Source organism: Gemmata obscuriglobus, from assembly GCF_008065095.1.
GTDB classification, from domain to species: domain Bacteria; phylum Planctomycetota; class Planctomycetia; order Gemmatales; family Gemmataceae; genus Gemmata; species Gemmata obscuriglobus.
In genome coordinates, this window is sequence record NZ_CP042911.1 from 7,692,051 (window position 1) to 7,711,365 (window position 19,315).

The 19,315-nt window shown below is 69.7% G+C and carries 19 protein-coding genes; 11 read left to right on the forward strand and 8 right to left on the reverse strand.

Annotation, left to right across the window (positions count from 1 at the left end; all coding sequences use genetic code 11):
• The first annotated feature begins 252 nt into the window (after nt 1-252).
• Nucleotides 253-849 (forward strand): sigma-70 family RNA polymerase sigma factor, encoded by a 597-nt coding sequence (locus GobsT_RS31865; protein ID WP_010053471.1) that lies wholly within the window; start codon nt 253-255, stop codon nt 847-849.
• A 144-nt stretch (nt 850-993) separates the two neighbouring features.
• Nucleotides 994-1,317: a hypothetical protein gene (locus GobsT_RS31870; RefSeq protein WP_010053474.1), complete on the forward strand. Its 324-nt coding sequence runs from the start codon at nt 994-996 to the stop codon at nt 1,315-1,317.
• A 93-nt stretch (nt 1,318-1,410) separates the two neighbouring features.
• On the opposite strand, the gene GobsT_RS31875 is transcribed toward GobsT_RS31870, so the two are convergent.
• Nucleotides 1,411-2,043 carry an HAD family hydrolase gene (locus GobsT_RS31875; RefSeq protein ID WP_109570735.1) on the reverse strand — a complete coding sequence of 211 codons (633 nt, stop codon included), beginning with the start codon at nt 2,041-2,043 and terminating at the stop codon, nt 1,411-1,413.
• Nucleotides 2,044-2,238: 195 nt separating this feature from the next.
• Here GobsT_RS31875 and GobsT_RS31880 point away from each other — a divergent pair, with 195 nt between their 5' ends.
• From GobsT_RS31880 to GobsT_RS31890, 3 genes are all read left to right on the forward strand, one after another.
• The gene (locus GobsT_RS31880) at nt 2,239-2,517 is read left to right on the forward strand and encodes a hypothetical protein (protein WP_109570734.1); all 279 of its coding nucleotides are present in this window, start codon (nt 2,239-2,241) and stop codon (nt 2,515-2,517) included.
• Between the two features lie 89 nt (nt 2,518-2,606).
• Nucleotides 2,607-3,167, forward strand: coding sequence for an RNA polymerase sigma factor (locus tag GobsT_RS31885; protein WP_010036936.1), 561 nt, complete (start codon nt 2,607-2,609; stop codon nt 3,165-3,167).
• Nucleotides 3,167-3,421, forward strand: coding sequence for an anti-sigma factor family protein (locus GobsT_RS31890; protein WP_010036934.1), 255 nt, complete (start codon nt 3,167-3,169; stop codon nt 3,419-3,421). Before GobsT_RS31885 ends, GobsT_RS31890 begins: the two co-directional genes overlap by 1 nt.
• Before the next feature lie 154 nt (nt 3,422-3,575).
• Here the strand turns inward: GobsT_RS31890 and GobsT_RS31895 are convergent, their stop codons facing one another.
• From GobsT_RS31895 to GobsT_RS31920, 6 genes are all read right to left on the reverse strand, one after another.
• Nucleotides 3,576-4,529 (reverse strand): leucine-rich repeat domain-containing protein, encoded by a 954-nt coding sequence (locus GobsT_RS31895; protein ID WP_232068437.1) that lies wholly within the window; start codon nt 4,527-4,529, stop codon nt 3,576-3,578.
• Between the two features lie 263 nt (nt 4,530-4,792).
• On the reverse strand, nt 4,793-5,599 hold the full coding sequence (locus GobsT_RS31900; protein WP_010036932.1) for an SH3 domain-containing protein: 807 nt from the start codon (nt 5,597-5,599) through the stop codon (nt 4,793-4,795).
• Nucleotides 5,596-6,615, reverse strand: a complete 1,020-nt coding sequence (locus GobsT_RS31905) for a BatD family protein (RefSeq protein ID WP_010036930.1) — start codon at nt 6,613-6,615, stop codon at nt 5,596-5,598. Before GobsT_RS31905 ends, GobsT_RS31900 begins: the two co-directional genes overlap by 4 nt.
• A gap of 32 nt (nt 6,616-6,647) precedes the next feature.
• On the reverse strand, nt 6,648-7,523 hold the full coding sequence (locus tag GobsT_RS31910; protein WP_010036929.1) for a hypothetical protein: 876 nt from the start codon (nt 7,521-7,523) through the stop codon (nt 6,648-6,650).
• 65 nt (nt 7,524-7,588) lie between these two features.
• Complete coding sequence (locus GobsT_RS31915; RefSeq protein WP_010036928.1) at nt 7,589-8,692, reverse strand: VWA domain-containing protein; 1,104 nt, start codon at nt 8,690-8,692, stop codon at nt 7,589-7,591.
• Nucleotides 8,693-8,771: 79 nt separating this feature from the next.
• The gene (locus GobsT_RS31920) at nt 8,772-9,836 is read right to left on the reverse strand and encodes a vWA domain-containing protein (RefSeq protein ID WP_010036927.1); all 1,065 of its coding nucleotides are present in this window, start codon (nt 9,834-9,836) and stop codon (nt 8,772-8,774) included.
• Between the two features lie 713 nt (nt 9,837-10,549).
• Between GobsT_RS31920 and GobsT_RS31925 the strand changes: the two genes are divergently transcribed.
• From GobsT_RS31925 to GobsT_RS31950, 6 genes are all read left to right on the forward strand, one after another.
• Nucleotides 10,550-12,538, forward strand: a complete 1,989-nt coding sequence (locus tag GobsT_RS31925; RefSeq protein WP_010036924.1) for a redoxin family protein — start codon at nt 10,550-10,552, stop codon at nt 12,536-12,538.
• 320 nt (nt 12,539-12,858) lie between these two features.
• On the forward strand, nt 12,859-14,319 hold the full coding sequence (locus tag GobsT_RS31930; RefSeq protein WP_010036922.1) for a hypothetical protein: 1,461 nt from the start codon (nt 12,859-12,861) through the stop codon (nt 14,317-14,319).
• Between the two features lie 67 nt (nt 14,320-14,386).
• Entirely contained in the window at nt 14,387-15,673 is a 1,287-nt protein-coding gene (gene ribA, locus GobsT_RS31935; protein WP_010036920.1) for a GTP cyclohydrolase II, read from the forward strand.
• Between the two features lie 306 nt (nt 15,674-15,979).
• Nucleotides 15,980-16,414: a hypothetical protein gene (locus GobsT_RS31940; RefSeq protein ID WP_148087946.1), complete on the forward strand. Its 435-nt coding sequence runs from the start codon at nt 15,980-15,982 to the stop codon at nt 16,412-16,414.
• 17 nt (nt 16,415-16,431) lie between these two features.
• Entirely contained in the window at nt 16,432-16,686 is a 255-nt protein-coding gene (locus GobsT_RS31945) for a hypothetical protein (RefSeq protein WP_010036913.1), read from the forward strand.
• Between the two features lie 112 nt (nt 16,687-16,798).
• The gene (locus tag GobsT_RS31950; RefSeq protein WP_010036911.1) at nt 16,799-18,283 is read left to right on the forward strand and encodes an RNA polymerase sigma factor; all 1,485 of its coding nucleotides are present in this window, start codon (nt 16,799-16,801) and stop codon (nt 18,281-18,283) included.
• Nucleotides 18,284-18,422: 139 nt separating this feature from the next.
• Here the strand turns inward: GobsT_RS31950 and GobsT_RS31955 are convergent, their stop codons facing one another.
• Nucleotides 18,423-19,166: a hypothetical protein gene (locus GobsT_RS31955; RefSeq protein ID WP_010036909.1), complete on the reverse strand. Its 744-nt coding sequence runs from the start codon at nt 19,164-19,166 to the stop codon at nt 18,423-18,425.
• Nucleotides 19,167-19,315: the final 149 nt, after the last annotated feature.

Below are 19,315 nucleotides of genomic sequence, written 5' to 3' on the forward strand. Positions count from 1 at the left end.
CTTTGCGCCGTTCGGCGTGGCGGAATGCGGTTGGCCCCCGGTCGTGCGCCCGCGCGGGCACTGCGGTCACCACACGGGCGCACGACCGGGGGCCAACCGCGGAGGGCCGGTGAGACCGCGAAGCTTTGTCCCACCCTACCGAAACGGGCTTTAATTGACTTCCCGTTTTTTGTACGGTTCGGGCGAGAAAGGCGTCCCGCCGCGTCAGTATAATGGACGAAGTTCGCAACTTGGTCTTAGGGACGTGACCGCATGACCCGTTACCTGCCCTCGAAGCCGTCGCGCGGCGTGATGGTGGCGATGGTGCTCGGCACCGCGCTGGCCACCTCGCCCGCGCGGGCGGGCGCCTCCGTGGCCCGCGGCGCGGAGCCGAGCGCGAAAGCCGTCACCGACATCAGCAAGTACTGCCAGACGTGCTGGCGGAACGCCCGCCTGCCCGCCGACCGCTGGCAGGACTGCACCCAGGCCGTTTTCGTCCGCCTCTTGGAGCGGGTCGAAGCGGACAAGTGGGGCGCCGTGCTGGTGGACAGCGAGACGAGCGAGCGCCGGGAGTTCCTCCGCGCCATCGACGCGGTGAAGAAGCGCACCCAGCGCGCCCGCAAGTTCGCGGCGCTGTCGCACGAGCTGCCGGACCGGCGGCCCGTCACCAACACCACCCGCGACGACCGCGACGCCGTCGCCAAGGCGGCCGAGCAGCTCAGCCCGCGGCAGCGCCGCATCCTGGAGCTGACCGCCGACGGCTGGCCGGTTCCGGAGATCGCCACGGAGCTGGCGACGACCGTCGAGCGGGTCAGCGACGAGAAGTACAAGGCGATCAAGAAGCTCCAGCACCACTTCGGCATCGCGTAAGCAAATTCGGTCGAATCGGTATCTCTTCTCGGCCGCCGGGCGCAAGTCCGGCGGCCGAGAGCGTTCGACAACCGGAGCCGACGCCCGACGCGCTGCCGCCCAACTCCGCGACCGGCTCCTCAAACCACACCGAGGAGACCTGCAATGAAGTTCGCCATACTGTCGTTCGTTGCCGCCGGTGCGCTGGCGGTGTCCGCGGGCGCCGCCGACGCCCGGCCCCCGGCCTATTACGGCGGCCATCACCACAACCACTACAGCGGATACCGCGGCGGGTACGCGTACCCGAGCTATTACCGCGGCTACAGCTACCCGAGCAGCGGGTTCGGGCTGAGCGTCGGCGGGCCGCGCGGGGGCTTCAGTTTCGGCAGCGGCTCCGTCTACCCGAACTACGGGTACAACTCCTACTACGGCCGTCCGTACTACGGGAGCTACGGCTACCGCGGCTACGGGTCCCCGTGGCGCTGGTAACGACTGGGCGTAACGGCGCAAAACGGCGCAGGGGCCGCGGGAGCTGATGTCAGCCCCCGCGGCCCCTGCGCCGTTTTTACGGACCGGCGAGCTTCACCCGGCGAGCAGTGCGAGCAGTTCTTCGAACGAGGTGAGCCGGCGGTCCGGTTCCTCCCCGGGGTCCGTCGTCCCGGTCGGAACGAGCCACACTTCGACCCCGGCGGCCCGGGCCGTGCGCACGTCCACAACCATGTCCCCGACGTACACCGCTTCCGCGGGTGAAACCTCGAGCCGCTTCAGCCCCTCTAACAGCATGGCCGGGTCGGGCTTCGCCCGGTCCCCGACGTCGTCCGGGCCGAGCACGTAGGCGAAATACTCGTCGAGGCCGAGCGCGCGAACCAGTTCGCGCGTGAACTCGACCCGCTTGTTGCTGCACACGGCGAGTTTCAGCCCGCGCCCGGCGAGCGCCCGGACCGTGTCCCCGACGTTCGGCAGGAGCCGGGTTTCGGAGACCATCACGCCCGCGTGGTGCTCGCGGTACCGGGCCACCGCCTCGCCCACCGGGGCGCCCGGAACGAGGTCCGACATGAGTTTATCAAGGCCGAACCCGACGTACCCGCGCACCTCCGCCTCGGTCATCGGCGGCAGCCCGTAGCTCCGCCGGACGTGGTTGGTGCTGGACGTGATCGCGGCGAAGCTGTCGGCGAGTGTGCCGTCGAAGTCGAAGAGCGCGGCGCGGAATGGCATCAGTCCCTCGGGTGCGGTGTGCGTCGGCGTTCCCTTATCGTAGCGGTCGGCCAACGCGCCGCGCGCTGTCAGAATTTCGGGTGATGTTGCGCATCGTGTAGATTTCGTGAAGAAAGGGGTGTAGAACTAGAGATGTCACTTTGGTGCCATCTCGATCCGTCTGTGTCGGGCGCTCGGGTTGGTGGAGGGGGTGCCATGAACGAGCGGGGGGCGGGCGGTGCGGAACCGCTGTTCGAGCGGGGGCTGACGCCCGCCGGGATCGTCGGCGCGGCCGGCGGGGCGGTGGGCGCGGTGGGGCTCTGCGCCGCGGCCGGGGCGGCACACCTGGAGGCGTGCGGGGCCGCCGGCGCCATGGCCGGTAGCGCGGCCGCCGCGCTGGGCTGGTGGGCGGTCGCGAGTGCCGCGGCCCTGATAAAGCGGCACGCCTCCCGCGGCGCAATGCCGGCCGCCCGGCCCGCGGCGCAGAGCGCCTGAGCGGCGCGCGGGCACACGGGTTGCTACGGACACACCCCGTTCGCTGTGTTAAAGTGAACGGGACCGGACCCTCGCCCCCGAGCCGCCGAATGGTTGCACCGCTGCCCGAGAAGCTGACCCCCGAACTCGTTTTTCGCGAGTACGCGCCGCGGATCTACAACATCGCGCGCCGGATGCTCGGCAACGACGCCGACGCCGAGGACGTGACCCAGGACGTGCTGCTCCAGGTGGTGCGCAAACTGGACACGTTCCGGGGCGAGTCGCAGATCGCCACGTGGCTGCACCGGGTGACGGTCAACGCCGCCCTGGCCCACCGCGCCCGGCGGGCGAACCGGCAGAAGCACGAGGGCAGCGAAGTGGCCGACGACGTGCTCGAGGCCGCCGCGCCGGAGGGCGAGGTGAAGCGGTGGAACGTCGCGCCCGACGAACCGGTGCTCGCGGCCGAGCAGGCGGCGGTCATCGAGCGGGCGATCGCCGAACTGCCGGAGCCGTTCCGCGACGTGTACCTGCTGGCCGACGTTGAGGGGCTGCCCAACGCGGACATCGCGAGCATGCTGGACCTGAGCGTGGCCGCCGTGAAGAGCCGCCTGCACCGCGCGCGAATGCGGATGCGCGACCTGCTCGCTCCGCACTTCGAGGAGAACGCGTGATGACGTGTGACGAGTTGAAGGCGCTGCTGGCCGACTACGTGGGCGCCGACGGCGTCCTGGTGGTGGCGCACGAGCGCCACGAGACGGTGACCGTCCACGTGAAGGGGTGCCCGAAGTGCGAGGTGTACGTGTCCACGTACTCGCGCACGGTGCGGGTGGTGCGGGCGCTGCCGAAGTGCGGCCCGCTGCCGCCGGCGCTCGAAGCGCGGCTCCGGGCCGCACTCGCCGAGCACCTCAGCGAAGAAGCGAAGTAGCGAAGTAGCGAACGCGGAGCGATCGTTCTGGCGGGCGATACGCGGGGCGTTCGTACCGCCCTGTCTACTGGACCCGCACGGGCGATGGAGCCGCTCGGCGTGGCGCCGCGCCCGCCCCCCGGTTGCGACGGTTTCGGCGCCCGTGCCCGCGTCGTCACTTGAAGACGATGCACTTCAGGACGGCGTCCTTAAATTCCTTCACGCCCTTGGTCGTCACCTTCGCGCCGACCAGCCGAAGCACCTTGAGGTTCGTGAGCGGGGTCAGCTCCTTGAGGCCCGCGTCCGTGACGGCCGTTACGTCCAGGTCGAGCACGGTCAGGTTCTTGAGCGCAGCCAGTTCCTTGAGGCCCGCGCTCGTCACCTTCGTTCCGCCCAGGTTGAGGTCGCTGAGGTTCTTGAGCGGGGTCAGCCCCTTCAGGCCCGCATCTGTCACCTTCGTGGCGGCCAGCGTGAGCGTTGTGAGGCTCGTGAGTGGGGCCAGCTCCTTCAGCCCGGCGTCCGTCATCTTCGTGTCGTACAGGTGGAGCGTCTTGAGGTTCGTGAGCGGGGCCAGCTCCTTCAAGCTCGCACCCGTTACCGCCGTGCTGCCCAGAGAGAGCGTGACAAGGTTCTTGAGCGGCGCCAGCTCCTTGAGCCCGGCGTCCGTCACTTTCGTGCCGCTCAGATCGAGTGCGGTGAGGCGGGTGAGCGGGGCCAACTCCTTCACACCCGCGTCCGTTACGTTCGTGCTCGCCAAGTCGAGTGTGGTGAGGCTCGCGAGCGAGGCCAGCTCCTTCACGCCCGCGTCCGTCACTTTGGCAGCGGTCAGTTGGAGGGTGGTGAGCTTTTTGAGCGGGGCCAGAGCTTTCAGCCCCGCGTCCGTTACCACCGGGCCGATCAGCTTGAGCGAGGTCAGGTTCCTGAGCGCTGCCAGCTCTTTCATGCCTGCGTCCGTCATCTTGTTGCCGACCATGCCCACTGCTGTGACCGGTCGACCCGGTTTGGTCGTGTCGCGCGTCACACTGCAGCCGAGCTTCTCGGCGAACGCGGCCGCTTTGTCCTCGGCGTCGTCCGCGCGGGCCGGCGCCCACGCGAAAAGGACCGAAACGGCCGAGGCGAGAGCCAACATTCTGAACATCCGTTGCTCCAGGCGGGGGGGGCAATTGGGGGCCAGCGTCTGGAACATAGCACGCCGAACTCGGGCTCTCGCGCCCGAGCGGTTCCGGGCGCGGCCCTCGCCACTGAGAGTGTGCCATCAAAAGCAGGGGGATGGCTCACGACCGCGCAGGCGTGCGTCGGCCCGAGCGGGCCGCGTTGAGGTGGCGCGCCGGCTCTCCCCGGAAGGGGGCCGCCGACGCGACGTGATCTGAACCGTCAGTTGAAATGCTCTCCTCACCGCCCGCACGGCAGGACCGCGGGTTCCGGGAGCCAGCCGGCCGTGCCCCCGGGCAGTTGCACCTGCACCCACCCGCCGCGGCGCGACAGCTCGCGCACCTCCGCCCCCCGCGGCAGCGCCGGCTCGATGCGGGGCGGGTACTCGGCCGCGTTCCCCTTTCGCAAGTGAACGTCTTCCGCCACCACCAAGAGCGGGAGCGACTCGGCCCCTCCGCGTGCCCGCGCGTCCTGCACCCACAGCGCCGCTAGCGCGCCCAGGCCGCACAGCCCGACCGTCGCCCACGCGAGCCACGCCGCGCGACGGGTGGCGACGAACCGCGCCGCGCTGCCGCACGCCACCAGCCACATCAGCCCGCTCAACAGCCACGTGTCGAGGGCCGACAGCCGCGTGCTCACGGTGCGGACCGGCACGGGCTTCCCCTGCGCCGCCAGCTCGCCTTCGAGCGGGTACAGTACGCCCGCGCGGGCGTCTTCGAGTTCCACCTGGAGCGGCCGGCTGAACCGGGCGACCGCGAGCCCGTCGTGAAGGGCGGCGACGGCCCGGGGCAGGCTCCCGGCGAGCCGGTGCGCGCGGCTCCGGTTCAGCGCCAGTTCCGGGTTGCGGTGCCCCCGCGCCCAGAGGTCGTCGTAGGCCGCCGCGGCCCGGGCGAACGCGGGGCGGGCGGTCTCGGCGTCGGCCCGCGACTCCACGCCCTCCGCGAACGCCCGCTCCGCCGCCGCGAGCGTGTCCTCGGGCGCGGTCGCGCCCGCGGCGGCGACCGTCAGGAGAACGGCCAAGAGTGCGACAGGGGCTAGCCGCTTCACGCGAGCGCCTCCAGCCGCGTGAGCAGCGCTTCGGCCTCGGTCGCGAGGGCCGTTTCCGCACCGGTCGGCGCGAACCGCGCGCGGTCGCACGCGCGGAGCACCTCGGCGACCCGTTCGGCCACGTCCGCGGGCACGTCGAGTTGCCGCAGGGCGGACACAGTTTCGGACGGCGTGACCGTGCTCTCCGGTAGCAGGAACCGCGCCCGCAGGTAGCCCAGCACCGCGCCCGCGATCGCCGCGGGCGGGTCGGGGGCGCGGTTCGCCTTTCGGATCTGCTCGACGGCCCGGCGCGCGGCCCGGGACCGCCGCGCCCGCGCGAGCCGCGCCGCGGTCGGGTTGAACCGGCGCCACACGAGGAACCACCCGACGGCCGCGAGCGGCCCCGCCAGAACAGCCGCGCCCCACGCCCACACGCCGGGCACGAACGGCCCGCGGCCGAGCGGGTCCGCACCGGTTTCGAGCTGGAACAGGCGCTCCGGCGCCTCGAGCGGCACCACCCGGCGCTCCACCTTCGGCGCCTCACGAACCGTTATGGCGGGTGTGTCCTCGTCGCGGTCGGTGCGGGTGGACGGGAACTGCTGCTTGCCCGGCGGCGCGCCCGGGTTGAAGTAACTGAACTTGAGCGGCGGGACCTCTTTCACGTCGGTGCCGCGCGGGGCCAGCTTGTACACGAACCGGACTTCCTTGTCGGTCGGGGAGCGGGTCGGGTCGGGCACGTCCGTCACCTTGAACACGTCGAACCCGGGGAGCTTCCGCAGGTCGGGCTTCACGATTTCGGTGGGGTTCGTCGCGCCCGTGACGACGAGCGTGGCGGTCAGGTCGCGGCCCACCAGCACCTCCCGCGGCTCGACCACCCACCGCACGCTGATGCTGCTCCCCTTCGCCTTGTAGTAGTGCTCTTTCGGCTCGAAAAAGGCCGGCTGTCCAGCCCATAACGGCCGGTGAGCGGCGAGCAGCGGTCCGAGCGCGGCCAGCAGCAGGGCGCCGCGTAACGTGTTACGGTCAAGAAAAAGCATGTGCCCCCGTCGCTCGTCGCCCGTCGCGGCCTTCACCAGTCCCGAACGGCGGTGCGCTCGGGGCCGTACAGGGTGCGGAGCAGCGACTGCTGCTCCCGGCGGTTGCGCTTCTCGATCTCGGCGAGGGTCGCCCGCGCGTCCCTCTCGCTCAACTGCTGCACCTGTGCGTCGTCCTTGAGCACCTCGAGCGCCGCGTTGTTGCCGGCGGTGGTCTGGTCGGTTTCGGTCGGCTTGATGGTCGTGCCCTGTTGCTGCTGCGCCTGAGCCCCCCCGGGGCCTTTCGACACGCCCGAGTCGGTCGGCTGCTCGCCGCCGTTGGGGTCGGGGTCGCCGCCGCCCGGCTGCTGGTCCGGGCGCTGGCGCGGCTGGTGCGTCTCTTCCGGCGGCACGTCCGTGTTGGGCGACTTCTTCTTGTTCTCCTCTTTCGCCCGCTCCTTCGCGCACAACAGCTTCGCCAGTTCGATGTTGTGGCGGGCGTCGGCGCGGAGCCGCTCGTCGGTCGCGGGGCTGTCGAGCGTGTGCTCGAAGCACGCGACCGCGGCCCGGAACACCTCCCACGAGCCGCCCCGGTGCAGCAGGCAGGTGCCGCGGTTGTACCACGCCCGCGCGGCGCGGTCCGGCGGGCACGCGGCGTCGTCCAGGACGCACGCGTAGAGCTGTTCGGCGTCGCGGTACTTCTGCCGGTCGAACAGCACCACCCCGCGGTTGAACGCGACCAGCCCCGGGTCGCCGGTGCGCTCCTCCGCCCGGGCGTAGAACTGGTCGGCGCCGGCCTTATCGCCCTCGCGGAACAGCGCGTTCGCTTGTCGGATCAGGTCGTCGGGCGCGTCCTCGTGCGGCGGGGCCGCCGCGGCGAGCAGGCAAACGACGACCGACAACAGACAAAAGAGGCTACGGGTGAGACGCATTGCCGTTCCCCGTTCGTTGCGGGCCACGTTCGACATTGTATCCGCCGCCATCACATTTCGCCGCGTCAGCGCCCGCGGAGCCAGCCGACAAAAAACAGGGCCAGCGCCGGGGCCAGGAGCCACGGGTACCGCTCCTTCGGCTGCGGCACCTGGTCGTCGCCGACCACCGTTCGCAGCTTGTGCCCCTCGATGCAGTTCAGGAAGAACTCACCGAGCCGCGGCGGGCCGGTGCGGGCCGCCACGTACTCCCCCTGCGTCTCCCCCGCGATCAGCTTCAGCGGCTTGTCCTCGCCCTCTTCGAGCTTGGTGCTGAACGGCTCGACCGCGTCCGGCCCGAGGTCGGGCACGGTGGGCTGGCCCGGGTTCCCCACGCCGACCGTGTGGACCGGGACGTTGGCCGTGCGGGCCGCGTTCGCCCCGCGCACCCACTCGCGGTCGGACTCTTCGGGGTCGTCGCCGTCGGAGATGAGGACGATGTCCTGCGCCCCGACGAACCGCGGGTCGTGCGCCGCGACGGCCGCGACCAGCGCCGCGCCGAACCGTGTTCCGGAGGTGGCGTCGGCCTCGGGGCCGGGCCGGCACTCGGGCGGCGGGAACCTGCCGTTCACGGCCCGCAGAACCGCCCGCGCGTGCTTGTAATCGGTGGTGAGCGGGCACACCAGCTTCGGCCGCGCCGCGAACAGCACGACCCCGACCCGGTGCCCCCCGCGCCGCTCCATCGCGGCGAGCAGGTCGAGCGCGCCGGACCGCGCGGCCTCCCAGCGCGACTTGGCCCCGGGGTCGGCCATGTCCTCGGCGAGCATCGAGCGGCTCAGGTCGATCACGATCACCGTGTCGCGCCCGACCGCGACGCCGGGCTCGTCGCTCTCGCCCCACCGCGGCCCCGCGAGGCCGACCACCAGGAGCAGCCACGCGAGCGGGTAGGTCAGCCCGGCCCAGCGCCGCCGCGGCCGCGGGTGCGTGAGCTGACCGGTGAGCGCCGCCGGGCGCCCGACGCCCGCGAGGGCCGCCCGCCGCCGCCGGGCGGCGTAGCGGTTCAGCAGGGCGAGCAGCGGGAGCAGCGCCAGCAGCCACAGCGCGGCGGGGCGCCCCAGCCGCACGGCCGCGAGGAACTCGCGCCCGTCGGTCAGCAGCCCGCCCAGGCCGGAAGACGCCGTGAAGAGGAGCATAAAGCGGTAACCGCTTGGGACCACAAACAGTGGGAACGAAGGACCCGTGCGCCTTCGTGGCGAGCGTTTCAACCGCCGCTCACGTCATGGTGCGCCAGGCGGTTCGGTCGAGCGCGTGCGCCGACAGCAGTAAGACGAGCGCGGCCCCGGCGCACCACGCGTAGTAGTCGAAGTACCGGCGGTAGATCGGCGCCCGGTCGTCGGTCTTCTCCAGCAGGCTGATCTCGCGGTACGCGGACAGCAGTTCGGCCCCGCTGGTCGCCTGGAACGACTTGCCGCCGGTCATCTCGGCCACGTCCTTGAGCGCCTTGCGGCCGGCGAACCGCTGCGCGACGGCGTCGGGCGGGGCGCCGAGGGGCGGGTCGCCGCCGGCGTCGATGGTGTACACCCGGACCCCGAGGTTCGCGGCGAGCTGCGCCGCCTCCCGGGGCTTCAGCGTGCGGTCGATGCCCGGGCGCTGCGCGTCGCGCACGTCCTCCTTGAGGATGTTGTGCTCGCCGTCGCTCAGGAGGATCAGCACCCGCGACTTCTGGTCGGCGGCGTCGAGGCGGATGACCGCTTCGGCGAGCGAGTCGCCGATGTTGGTCCCGGCGTCCGCGCCGCCCTTCGGCTGGAGCGCGTCCGCCACCTTGAACAGCACCGAGTGGTTGAGCGTGGCGGGGCACACCGTTTCGGGCACCGCGGCGAACGCGACCAGCCCGACCGCGTCGCCGGGGCGCGGGTCGAACGCGGTGCCGTCCGGAGCCGCGCCGCCGGCGAGGAACAGTTTGAGGGCGCGCCGGGCCGCTTCAAGCCGCGAGACCGACGGGGCGCCGGGGGTCCAGACCACGTCCTCGGCCCCCATGCTGCCGCTCACGTCCAGCGCCACCACCAGCGCGATCCCTTTCGCGGGCAACTGCGTGACCAGGTCCGGCCGGCGCGGCCCGGCGCACGCGACGACCAGCAGCAGGCACGCCAGCCCGCGCAGCGCGGGGCCGCCCCGGCGCGCGGCGGTGGCGCGCCGCCCGGGGCGCGCGCCGAACCGGCTCACGTCGCTGAACCGCAGCGCGGGGCGCGACCGCCGGCCCCACCACCACGCGACGAACAGCGCGAGCGGCGCCAGCCACAGGAAGTCGGGGTTCTCGAACGACAACTCGCCGGCCATCCCCTCAAGATGCACGAACCCCGCGCGCGAAGCAAGGCGCGCCCGCCAACATCGGGCGTGCGCCGCACGCGGAGCGCGATACCAAGCTTTCGATTTCGACGCCACATACTGCAGGGCCGCAGGCTTGACGGCGGCAACTGTGCTGGTAAGCGGGGACGTTGTGTGTTGCTATTGGAAAAGGGAACTCCGCGTCAAAATCCTGATTCACGGTCCGGCGGTTGTGCCTGTTTCTGTGGCACAGACATTGCGCGTTCATGTACAAAGCCGCGCGAACTTGAAACGACCGGATTCGGTATGACTCCTTTCGCGGTCCGAACTCACACGACTGTAACGGGGCTTACAGCGCCGCGCGGGTGGACGCCGACTGGACATCTGCTACCTTCCGGCTGGCTGTTCGCTGGTGCGTCGCTACCACACGAGTCGCACGTTTAAGGCGTTAAAACGTGCCTCCGAGACAACGGCGTCAGCCCGGAAACGCTCAATGTGATTCGACACAAAGCATTGCTATCGTGATATTTGTGTCCAAAGCAACCGGCACACCTGACGTTGGATGGGAAATGCCCGACGTGCGAACGAGTCGGGTACGGAGCCGACGTGAAGTCCGAAACCCGAAGTTCAGATTCCGGGTAACTCCGTACCGAGGGGCGGGTTGTTGATCTGAACCGGTCGCCGGGCACACGGCCCGCGCCCTTGCGTCACACGGAACTCGACCCATGCGACTGACCGCCTTGGTCCTCACGCTCGCCACCGCCTGCACGGTCGCGGCCGATGACGCCCTGCCCGCGCCGCGTGCCCAAAAGGGTGCGGACGCCGACCCGAAAGAGGCGCCGAAGCTCCGCCTCCCGGGCGAAGCCGGGGTGAGCCGGTTGATCCCGGACGTGCCCTTCACCGACCTCGCGGGCAAGGCGGGCAAGCTGTCGGACTTCAAGCAAAGCAAGCTGCTCGTGGTGGCGTTCACCAACACCACTTGCCCCCTGTGCAAGAAGTACACGCCGGTCCTTCAGCGGCTCGAAAAGGAGTTCGCACCGAAGGGCGTGAGCTTCCTGTTCGTGAACCCGACGAGGGGCGACAAGCCGGACGCCACGACCTTCGCCGGGCGCTACGCCCACGACACCGACGGGACGCTGACCGCCGCGCTCGGCGCGACCAGCACCACCGAAGTGTTCGTTCTCGACGCGGCGCGAACGGTCCAGTACCGCGGCGCGGTCAGCGACCAGTACGGGCTCGGGTACGCCCTCGACGCGCCCCGCGCGAACTACCTCGCCACCGCGCTGAACGACCTCCTCGCCGACAAGCGGCCCGTCGTTCAGGCCACCACCGCGCCGGGGTGCGAGCTGGCCCCCGACCGCGCCAAGGCGCCCGCGGTGGCGCTCACGTACCACGCCCGGGTCGAGCGCATCGTGCAGGCGAACTGCGCCGAGTGCCACCGCAAGGGCGGCGTCGGCCCGTTCGTGCTCGACACCTACGACGCGGTCGTCGCGAACAAGGGGATGATCCGCAAGGTGGTGGACAAGGGGACGATGCCGCCGTGGTTCGCGGCCCCGCCAAAAAAGGGCGAGCACTCGCCGTTCGCCAACGACCGCACGCTGACCGAGGGCGACAAGCGCGACCTGCTCGCGTGGCTCGCGGGCGACCTGAAGAAGGGAGACCCGGCCGACGCCCCGCTCCCGCGGAAGGACGAGAGCGGGTGGGGGCTCGGCAAACCGGACGCGGTGTTCCAACTGCCCAAGCCGGTCGCGATCAAGGCCGAAGGGACGATGCCGTACCAGGTGGTGAGCGTTCCAACGGAGTTCGACGAGGACAAGTGGGTGCAGGCCCTGGAGGTGCAGCCGGGGGCGCGCGAGGTCGTCCACCACGTCCTCGTGTTCGCGCTGCCGAAGGGCCAGCGGATCGGCGGCGAGGCGCAGGGGTTCTTCGCGGCCTATGTGCCCGGCAGCACCGCGCTGGTGTACCCGGAGGGGTACGCGAAGAAGCTCCCGAAGGGCGCGAACCTGGTGTTCCAGCTGCACTACACCCCGAACGGCACGGCCACCACCGACCGCACCCGCATCGGGCTGGTGTTCGCGAACACGGCCCCGCGGTACGAGGTGCGGGTGACGGGCATCGCGAACCCGGCGTTCACGATCCCGGCCGGGGCCGAGAACCACCGCGTGAACGCTAGCATCCCGTACGTGCCGTTCGACGCCCACGTCCTGGCGCTGTTCCCGCACGCCCACCTGCGCGGCAAGGCGGCCCGGTACGAGCTGAGGGCCGGCGGCAAGACGACCACCCTGCTCGACGTGCCGCACTACGACTTCAACTGGCAGTTGCAGTACCGGTTCGCCGAGCCGGTGCCGGTGCCCAAAGGGAGCGTGCTGACGTACACGGCGTGGTACGACAACAGCGACAAGAACCCCGCCAACCCGGACGCCACCAGGCCCGTGCGGTGGGGGCCGCAGACCGCCGACGAGATGCACCTGGGGTACGTCGAGTTCGTGGTCGCCCCGGGCGCCCCGGCGGGCGGGTTACTCAACCTGCGCCCCGGCGCCGCGGCCGACTTCAAGTTTCCGAAGGACGGGATCGTGATCCCCGACCAGTTCAAGGAGCGCTTCAAGCGGTTCGACACCAACGACGACGGCAAGCTCGACGAAAAGGAGTTCAACGCCCTGCCCGAAGCCGTGAAGGCGGTCGTCATCGGGTACGTCCAGCGCACCGCGCCGTGATCGGAAGTGAGGCCGGTTCTGGTGTTCCGTGGTCCGCTCGCTCCGCGAGCGGTTGCAACCGTGTGCAGAGTGCATCGAATGTCGCTAATTTGATGCCCGAAGCACCGCTCGCGGAGCGAGCGGGCCACACTGAAGACCAGAACCCCCAATCCGTCGGTATGAAGAATCAGGAGCCGGCCCGCACAATTCTCGTGCCACCCTGATTCCTGATTCCCCGCTGCTGCCATCAGCCGATCGAACCGGCGGGGTGGCTGTACCGTAGTACCTCTGGACGCTACAACGGCTCCAACCGCCATTCTGTCCAGAGTCCACACACAGTCATGGCCGAACCGACCCAGCCGCCGGCGCTCCCGTCCACCGCGGACACCACACCCTACGTTCCCATTGCCTGGAGCGCGGTTGCTGCGGCCACGGTCGCGGGGCTGTTCGCGGTGCTCCTCCTGGTGCTCGGGATCAGCGCGTTCGTCAACAAGAAGCCGCTGCTGATCGAGGAGCTGCTGGTGCTCCCGGTGATCGGGGTGGTGCTCAGCTTCGCGGCCCGGCGCCTGATCCGCAACTCGGAAGGCACCCGGACCGGCGAGGCGCTGGCCAACGCGGCGTGGTGGCTGTCGCTGGTGCTCGGGCTGGCGTACTTCGCCTACCTGTTCGCGATCAGCTTCGCAGTGCGCCGCGAGGCCAAGACCGAGGTCGAGCGGTGGATCGGGCTGGTGCAGAAGGGCGACCCCGAGGACGCGTTCTACCTGACCATCCCGCCCGGCGCCCGACAGGGCGTCCCGAAGAACGACAAGATCGCCCTGCGCGGCCGGTACGGCGAAGAGCTGCTCGCGTTCAAGGGCACCGACCTGGTGAAGCTCGCCCAGCGCAACGGCGACCAGTTCCGGTTCACCTCCGGCGAGGTGGCCGAGTGGTCGTACAAGCCCGGCACCATCGACTGCACCTCCAACGGGGAGGTCACGTGCCCGGAGGGGAAGTTCCCGGTGGTGGTCGGGCTCAAGGGCGTGGAGGGGGTGACCGGCGCCGACGTGGGCCGGCAGTGGATGATCGTGCGGCCGCAGGGCGGCGGGTTCATCCGACAGGACAAGGCCGAGCGCACCACCTACGGCTGGATGCTGTTGATGCTGGAGGCCAACGGCGGGGCGTTCGCGAAGGCGTTCGTGGACCACGTCGGCGCCGGACCGGCCGGGCGCCAGTACCTGTACCGGGCGTTCGTCGAAGAGGGCGGGGACACGAAGTGGCTCACGGTGGCGCGTGACGCGTTCCTCCAGATCGCGTTCGCGATCCCGACCGCCGCCGCGTACCCGAACGCGAACCCGGGCGGCCTCCCGGACGGGTTCTTCACCGCCCCCGGGGGCGAGAAATCGACCAAGCTGGACCGGTTCATCAGCGGTTGGAACGCGCTCGGCCTGTTCGAGGCGGGGCGCCGGCTCAAGGACCCCGGTGGGAACGTCGCCGACAAGGACCCAACGCTGAAGGTGACCGACACCGCCGTCGAGGTCTACCTCCCGGTCGAGCTGCCGCTGCCGAACGTCAACAAGGTGGAGACCGCTCGCGGCCGGCTGGTGGTGGCCACCAAGGACCCGGCGCTCCTTGAGGAGTTGAAGCAGCGCAAAGCGGCGGCGGTCGCGGGCGAGCAGCCGAGCCTCAACCCGCCGCCCGACCTGGAGCGGTGGGCGTCGGTCCGGTGGCGGGTGGTGCGGGTCGAGTCGGACCTCGTGCCGGTGACGCTCGGCCCGGCCGCCGGTGACGCTCGGTCCGGTGGTCCCGGCGGCCCCGGTCACTGATTCGGCGACAGACGACCGGGCCGGCCGGGTACAATATGCGGTAGTTCCCCACACGGAGACCGCTCCCATGCCGCGCTCGGCCGAAGGCTTCTGCACCATTGATGTCGCACTCGACGAGCTGCGCGCCGGCCGGATGGTGGTGCTCGTGGACGACGAGCACCGCGAGAACGAGGGCGACGTGGTGATGGCGGCCGAGGCGATGACGCCCGCCGCCATCAACTTCATGATCCGCCACGCCTGCGGCCGGCTGTGCGTGTCCTTCTCGCGCCCACAGGCCGAGCGGGTCGGGCTCGAACTCCTTCCCGGGGTGAACCTCGACCCCACCGCCACCCCCTTCACGCACAACTTCGACGCCCGCTACGGCATCACCACCGGCATCTCCGCGTTCGACCGGTGCCGCACCGTCCAGGTGTGCGCCGACCCCAACTCGGGGCCGCAGGACCTCGTGCGCGACAAGGGGCACGTGGACGGCCTTATCGCCAAGCCCGGCGGCGTGCTGGTCCGCGCCGGGCACACGGAGGGGAGCGTGGACCTGTGCCGGCTCGCGGGCATGCGCGAGGTGGCGGTGATCTGCGAGATCCTGAACGAGGACGGGAGCATGGCCCGGCTCCCGGACCTGCGCGAGTTCTGCGTCAAGCACGAACTCAAGATGTGTACCATCGCCGACCTGATCGAGTACCGCCGCCGCAAGGAGCGCCTCATCAGCCGGGCGATCGCGCTGAAGCTGCCCACCGAGTTCGGCGTGTTCGACCTGTTCGCGTACACGTCGATGGTGGACCAGGAGCCGCACCTGGCCCTGACGCTCGGCGGGATCGGGGTGCAGACCGAGGCGGAGCCCGGCGCGCCCCCCCAGATCTCCGTGCAAACGGAGCCCGTGCTGGTGCGGATGCACAGCGAGTGCCTGACCGGCGACGCGCTGCACTCGACCAAGTGTGACTGCGGGCCGCAGTTGCAGTACGCGATGCGGCAGCTCGCCGCGGCCGGGCGCGGGGTGATCGTGTACATGCGGCAGGAGGGCCGCGGGATCGGGCTGCTGAACAAGTTGAAGGCCTACAAACTCCAGCAGGAAGAGGGCCTGGACACCGTGGAGGCGAACACGCGGCTCGGGTTCGCCCCGGACCTGCGGCACTTCGGCATCGGCGCCCAGATCCTGCACGACCTGGGCGTCCGTGACATCCGCCTGTTGACGAACAACCCGCGGAAGGTGATCGGCCTGGAGGGCTACGGGCTGCGGATCGTGGAGCGCGTGCCGATCCAGCTCCCGCCCGGCGAGCACAACCGCGGGTACTTGCAAACGAAGAAAGAAAAGCTCGGGCACCTGCTCGACGAGTTGGAGCAGAACGAGGGGGCGTGAGTGATGTGGGAGGTCCGACAGCTCGAGTTTCGCCCGGTCGAGCTGGATTTCCGGTCGGCCGGGCTCGGCTCACACGCCTCAACCGCTCTGTACGCTGACGGGCACCACCTGATCAACGCCCTCGACCTCGTCATACCCGCCGACCCTGTGCAAGTCCAAGTGTGTGGCCAGTGCGGTCAGGTCGGTTGCGTGTCGGGCGGCTGGGTGTCTCCCCGCCGGTTCGGTGACGCCCTCGTACTCGTTCCGTGCTTCCGCGAGATGGCAAACGAACTTGATAGCTCCTCCCGCACCAGCGCGCAAGGGGCGGTGTTCGAGTACGGACCGCCCGAATGCATTCAAAGCAACGGCCCCGCGCTCTTCCGCGACGAATCGCTCCGTGTGCTCGGCTCACAGGTTCCCGCCTTCCGTGACGTTACTCGCTGGCCGGTACTCTCCGCACGCGAACTGGTGCGGTTGATCCAGTGGTACGCGCCGACACGTGTCCTCGGCGAATTTCCGGCTCCGCCCCGTGTGCGATCCGAGTTCGTTGTCGCGGTCGCACCCGGTGAGAAAGACGAGACGCTGACTCGACTGGACGGGCTCCTCAGTCGAGCGTTCGCCTCTGAAGCACCGGCGGAAGCCGCCAGCGGCCAGCCGGTGAGCTTCTTCCTCGACATGCCGCGCTTTCCAGACTGGTCGCCGCTAGTACTCGACGGCACGATCCCACGTCTCGTGTTCCCCGCCCTTCAACAGCTTGATTGACCTACGGAGCGCCTGTTATGTCGCACGCGAACCACGTCGAGCGTTACCCCGGCACGCTGGCGGAACTGGCCACCGAACTCGGCGACCTCCGCTACGACGCGCTGGCGACCTTTCTGGAGGAGCTTGCGGCGAAGCTTGAAGCCGATTCGCTCGCGGACAGCACCCGCGGGCGCGGGAAACTCGCCGCCGCCCTTCAGGCCGCGTCGGAACAGGTAGCAGGTGCCGCCGAACACATCGCAAAGGCGTGGCACATCTGCGAACCACACATGTAGCGAAAGCTCCCGCGCAAACCGGACGGCCGGTTTCGGTTTACTTACCGTCCGCAAAATCGGAAAATCACTTCCAGCTTCTCAGACACTTGCCTCACGAACGCCCAGGAGCGGCATGAAACCGCACAGCATTCACGCCGCGGTCCGTCGGCTCGCGGACGCGCACCCGCGTCTCAACGAGAACACCGACGCGGAACTGCTCGGCCGGTTTCTCGACGCCCGCGATCAGGCCGCGTTTGCTGAACTGGTCGCGCGGCACGGACCGGCGGTGCTCGCGGTGTGCCGCTCGGTGCTGAGCGACCCGAACGACGCCGACGACGCGGCCCAGGCCACGTTCCTGGTGCTCGTCCGGCGGGCCGCGGCCGTGCGCGACCGCGCCGCACTGGGCGCGTGGCTGTGCCGGGTCGCGTGGCGCACCGCCAACCGGCTCCGCACCGACAACGTGCGCCGCAGTGGCCGGAACGCCGGGGTCGATCCCGATTCGACCCCGGCCAACGAACCGGGGACCGACGGGCTGGCACTGGCGGCGGTTTTGGACGAGATCGGCAAGCTGCCCGAGGTGTACCGCATCGCGGTGCTGACGTGCTACGCGGCCGGTACACCGACCGCCGAAGCGGCCCGACAGCTCGGGTGGCCGAAAGGCACACTGCTGACGCGCCTTGCGTGGGCGCGGAAGCGGCTCGGCGCTCGGCTCAGCCAGCGGGGCGTCACCCTCGCGGGCGGGCTCGCCGCGGTGTTCACGGGGCGCGTCACGCCGCACGCCGCGGCACGGCTCGCGGGTCGAATCACGCCGGCCGCGGCGGCACTCGCCGCCGGCGAGCCGGTGGACAACGGACTGGTGTCGGAACGGGTTCTACCTCTCACGAACGGAGTGGTGCGAGCGATGATCGGAACCAAATTCAAAGCGGCCATCGGGATCGGACTCCTGGCGGCCGTGCTGCTCGGTCTGGGGCTCGGCCGCTCGACGGTCGGCACGGCCGAGGCGAACGCGGGCGACACCAAGAAACCGCTTGCGGCCGACAAGACGGAGCGGGCCGACCGCGGCGTCCCTGCGAAGACGGACGAGCAGCCGTCGAACGCCGCAGCGACGAACGCCCCGGCCAAGGAACTGGTGGTGCGCCGGCCGCTCGGGAGCTACACACGCGAGCTGAAGCCCTTCGGGCACGTCACGCTCACGTTCACGGAGGACCGGTTGCACGTTCAAGCCGATGGGAGCAGTGAAGGGCACGCGCTGACGGTCTCTGCGGACGCAGACTTCTGCGTCAACCGCGAGAGCACCGTGTACGGGGTGATCACGGGAGTGGACTTCGGCGTGACGGGCCCCGAGGCCGATAAGTCAAGGTTTGCGTTGGCGCCCATCAGTGCGGTTGCAACCGACCTGCCGTTCTCGTTCCGAGTGCGGGTCGAGGACGATGCGATCACGATCAAAGACATTAAGGCCGGCCCGTTCGGAACGCCGCTGTTCATGGAGGCGCTCCGAGGCAAACAAGACGAGGACGATGAACTGCTCTGGCTAACGTCCGTGGTGTGCGGGAAGTACAAGTCGGGCCCGCACCCGGACCGCACCACCCCGCCGGTTCCGCAATCGAAGAAGAAGTGACCGTCCGCCGCGCCCGGCGCCGTCTCTGGAAACGGTGTCGGGCGCGACCGGATCTTCAATCAGATGATCCGTTCGCCCACGGGAATCGTTCCGGCAACCGCAAACGGAACTCGGCTCCTGACCACGGCGGTCCCCCGCATCACACCAGGATGTCTTTGTTCTCGAACTCGCCCTTCATGACCTTGCGGTACACGTGGGCGTTACCGTCCACGATGCCGTGCGCCTCTTTGACCTTCACAAACGACTCGGCCAGTTGCGCCGACTCGTCCCACGCCATCAGCCCGTTCCCCTCCACTTGGCAGAACAGCGAGTGGTCGAAGTCGGCCTTCTCGCTCACCGTACCGTCGTGGATGTGGACCGTCGGGAAGAACAGGACCTTTTTGTCGGCCCGCGGGAACTCGAACGCCATCGGGTGAACCTTACTGAGGTCCTTCTCGGGCTTCTTCAGTTTGAACACGGCGAACCCGAACTCCTTGTACTGCGGCAGTTTCACCCACACGCCCTCGGGCAGCCGGAACTTCTCATCAAGGCGGGCGAAGTCCTTGACCGCCGGAACGAACGAGGCGATGAAGTCTCCCACTTCCACAACGGGAAGGGCCGCGCCGAGGCCCCCGAGCATCGGCTCCTTTTTCGGCCCACGCCCCTTCTGAATCGGAAAACCCTTCCGCAGGTCGTCGAAAAACGCTTCGTACTTCTTGAGGCTGATGAACTTCACCGCGTCCTCGGCGCTCCCCTTGGGCGTCGGGATGGGGAGAATCATCGCGAGGTCGTGCTCGGCCCCGAACTGCATGCTGTACACCAAGAACTGGCGCCCGTCTTTCGAAGCACGGGCGAAGATGTTGGTGTCCGCAACCACGTCGACCGACTTGGAGAAGCAGCACATGAGCGAAGCCCTGGGGTGACGAGAGGTATTAGCATTATCGCACACGCGACGGCCGGTGCAAATCACCGGGCCGTCCGAAAAGAAGCGGCCTACTGACCTGCCGCGGCCCGCCCCGCCGCAGTATCGTCCCGCTGTCCTCCCGAGCGAAC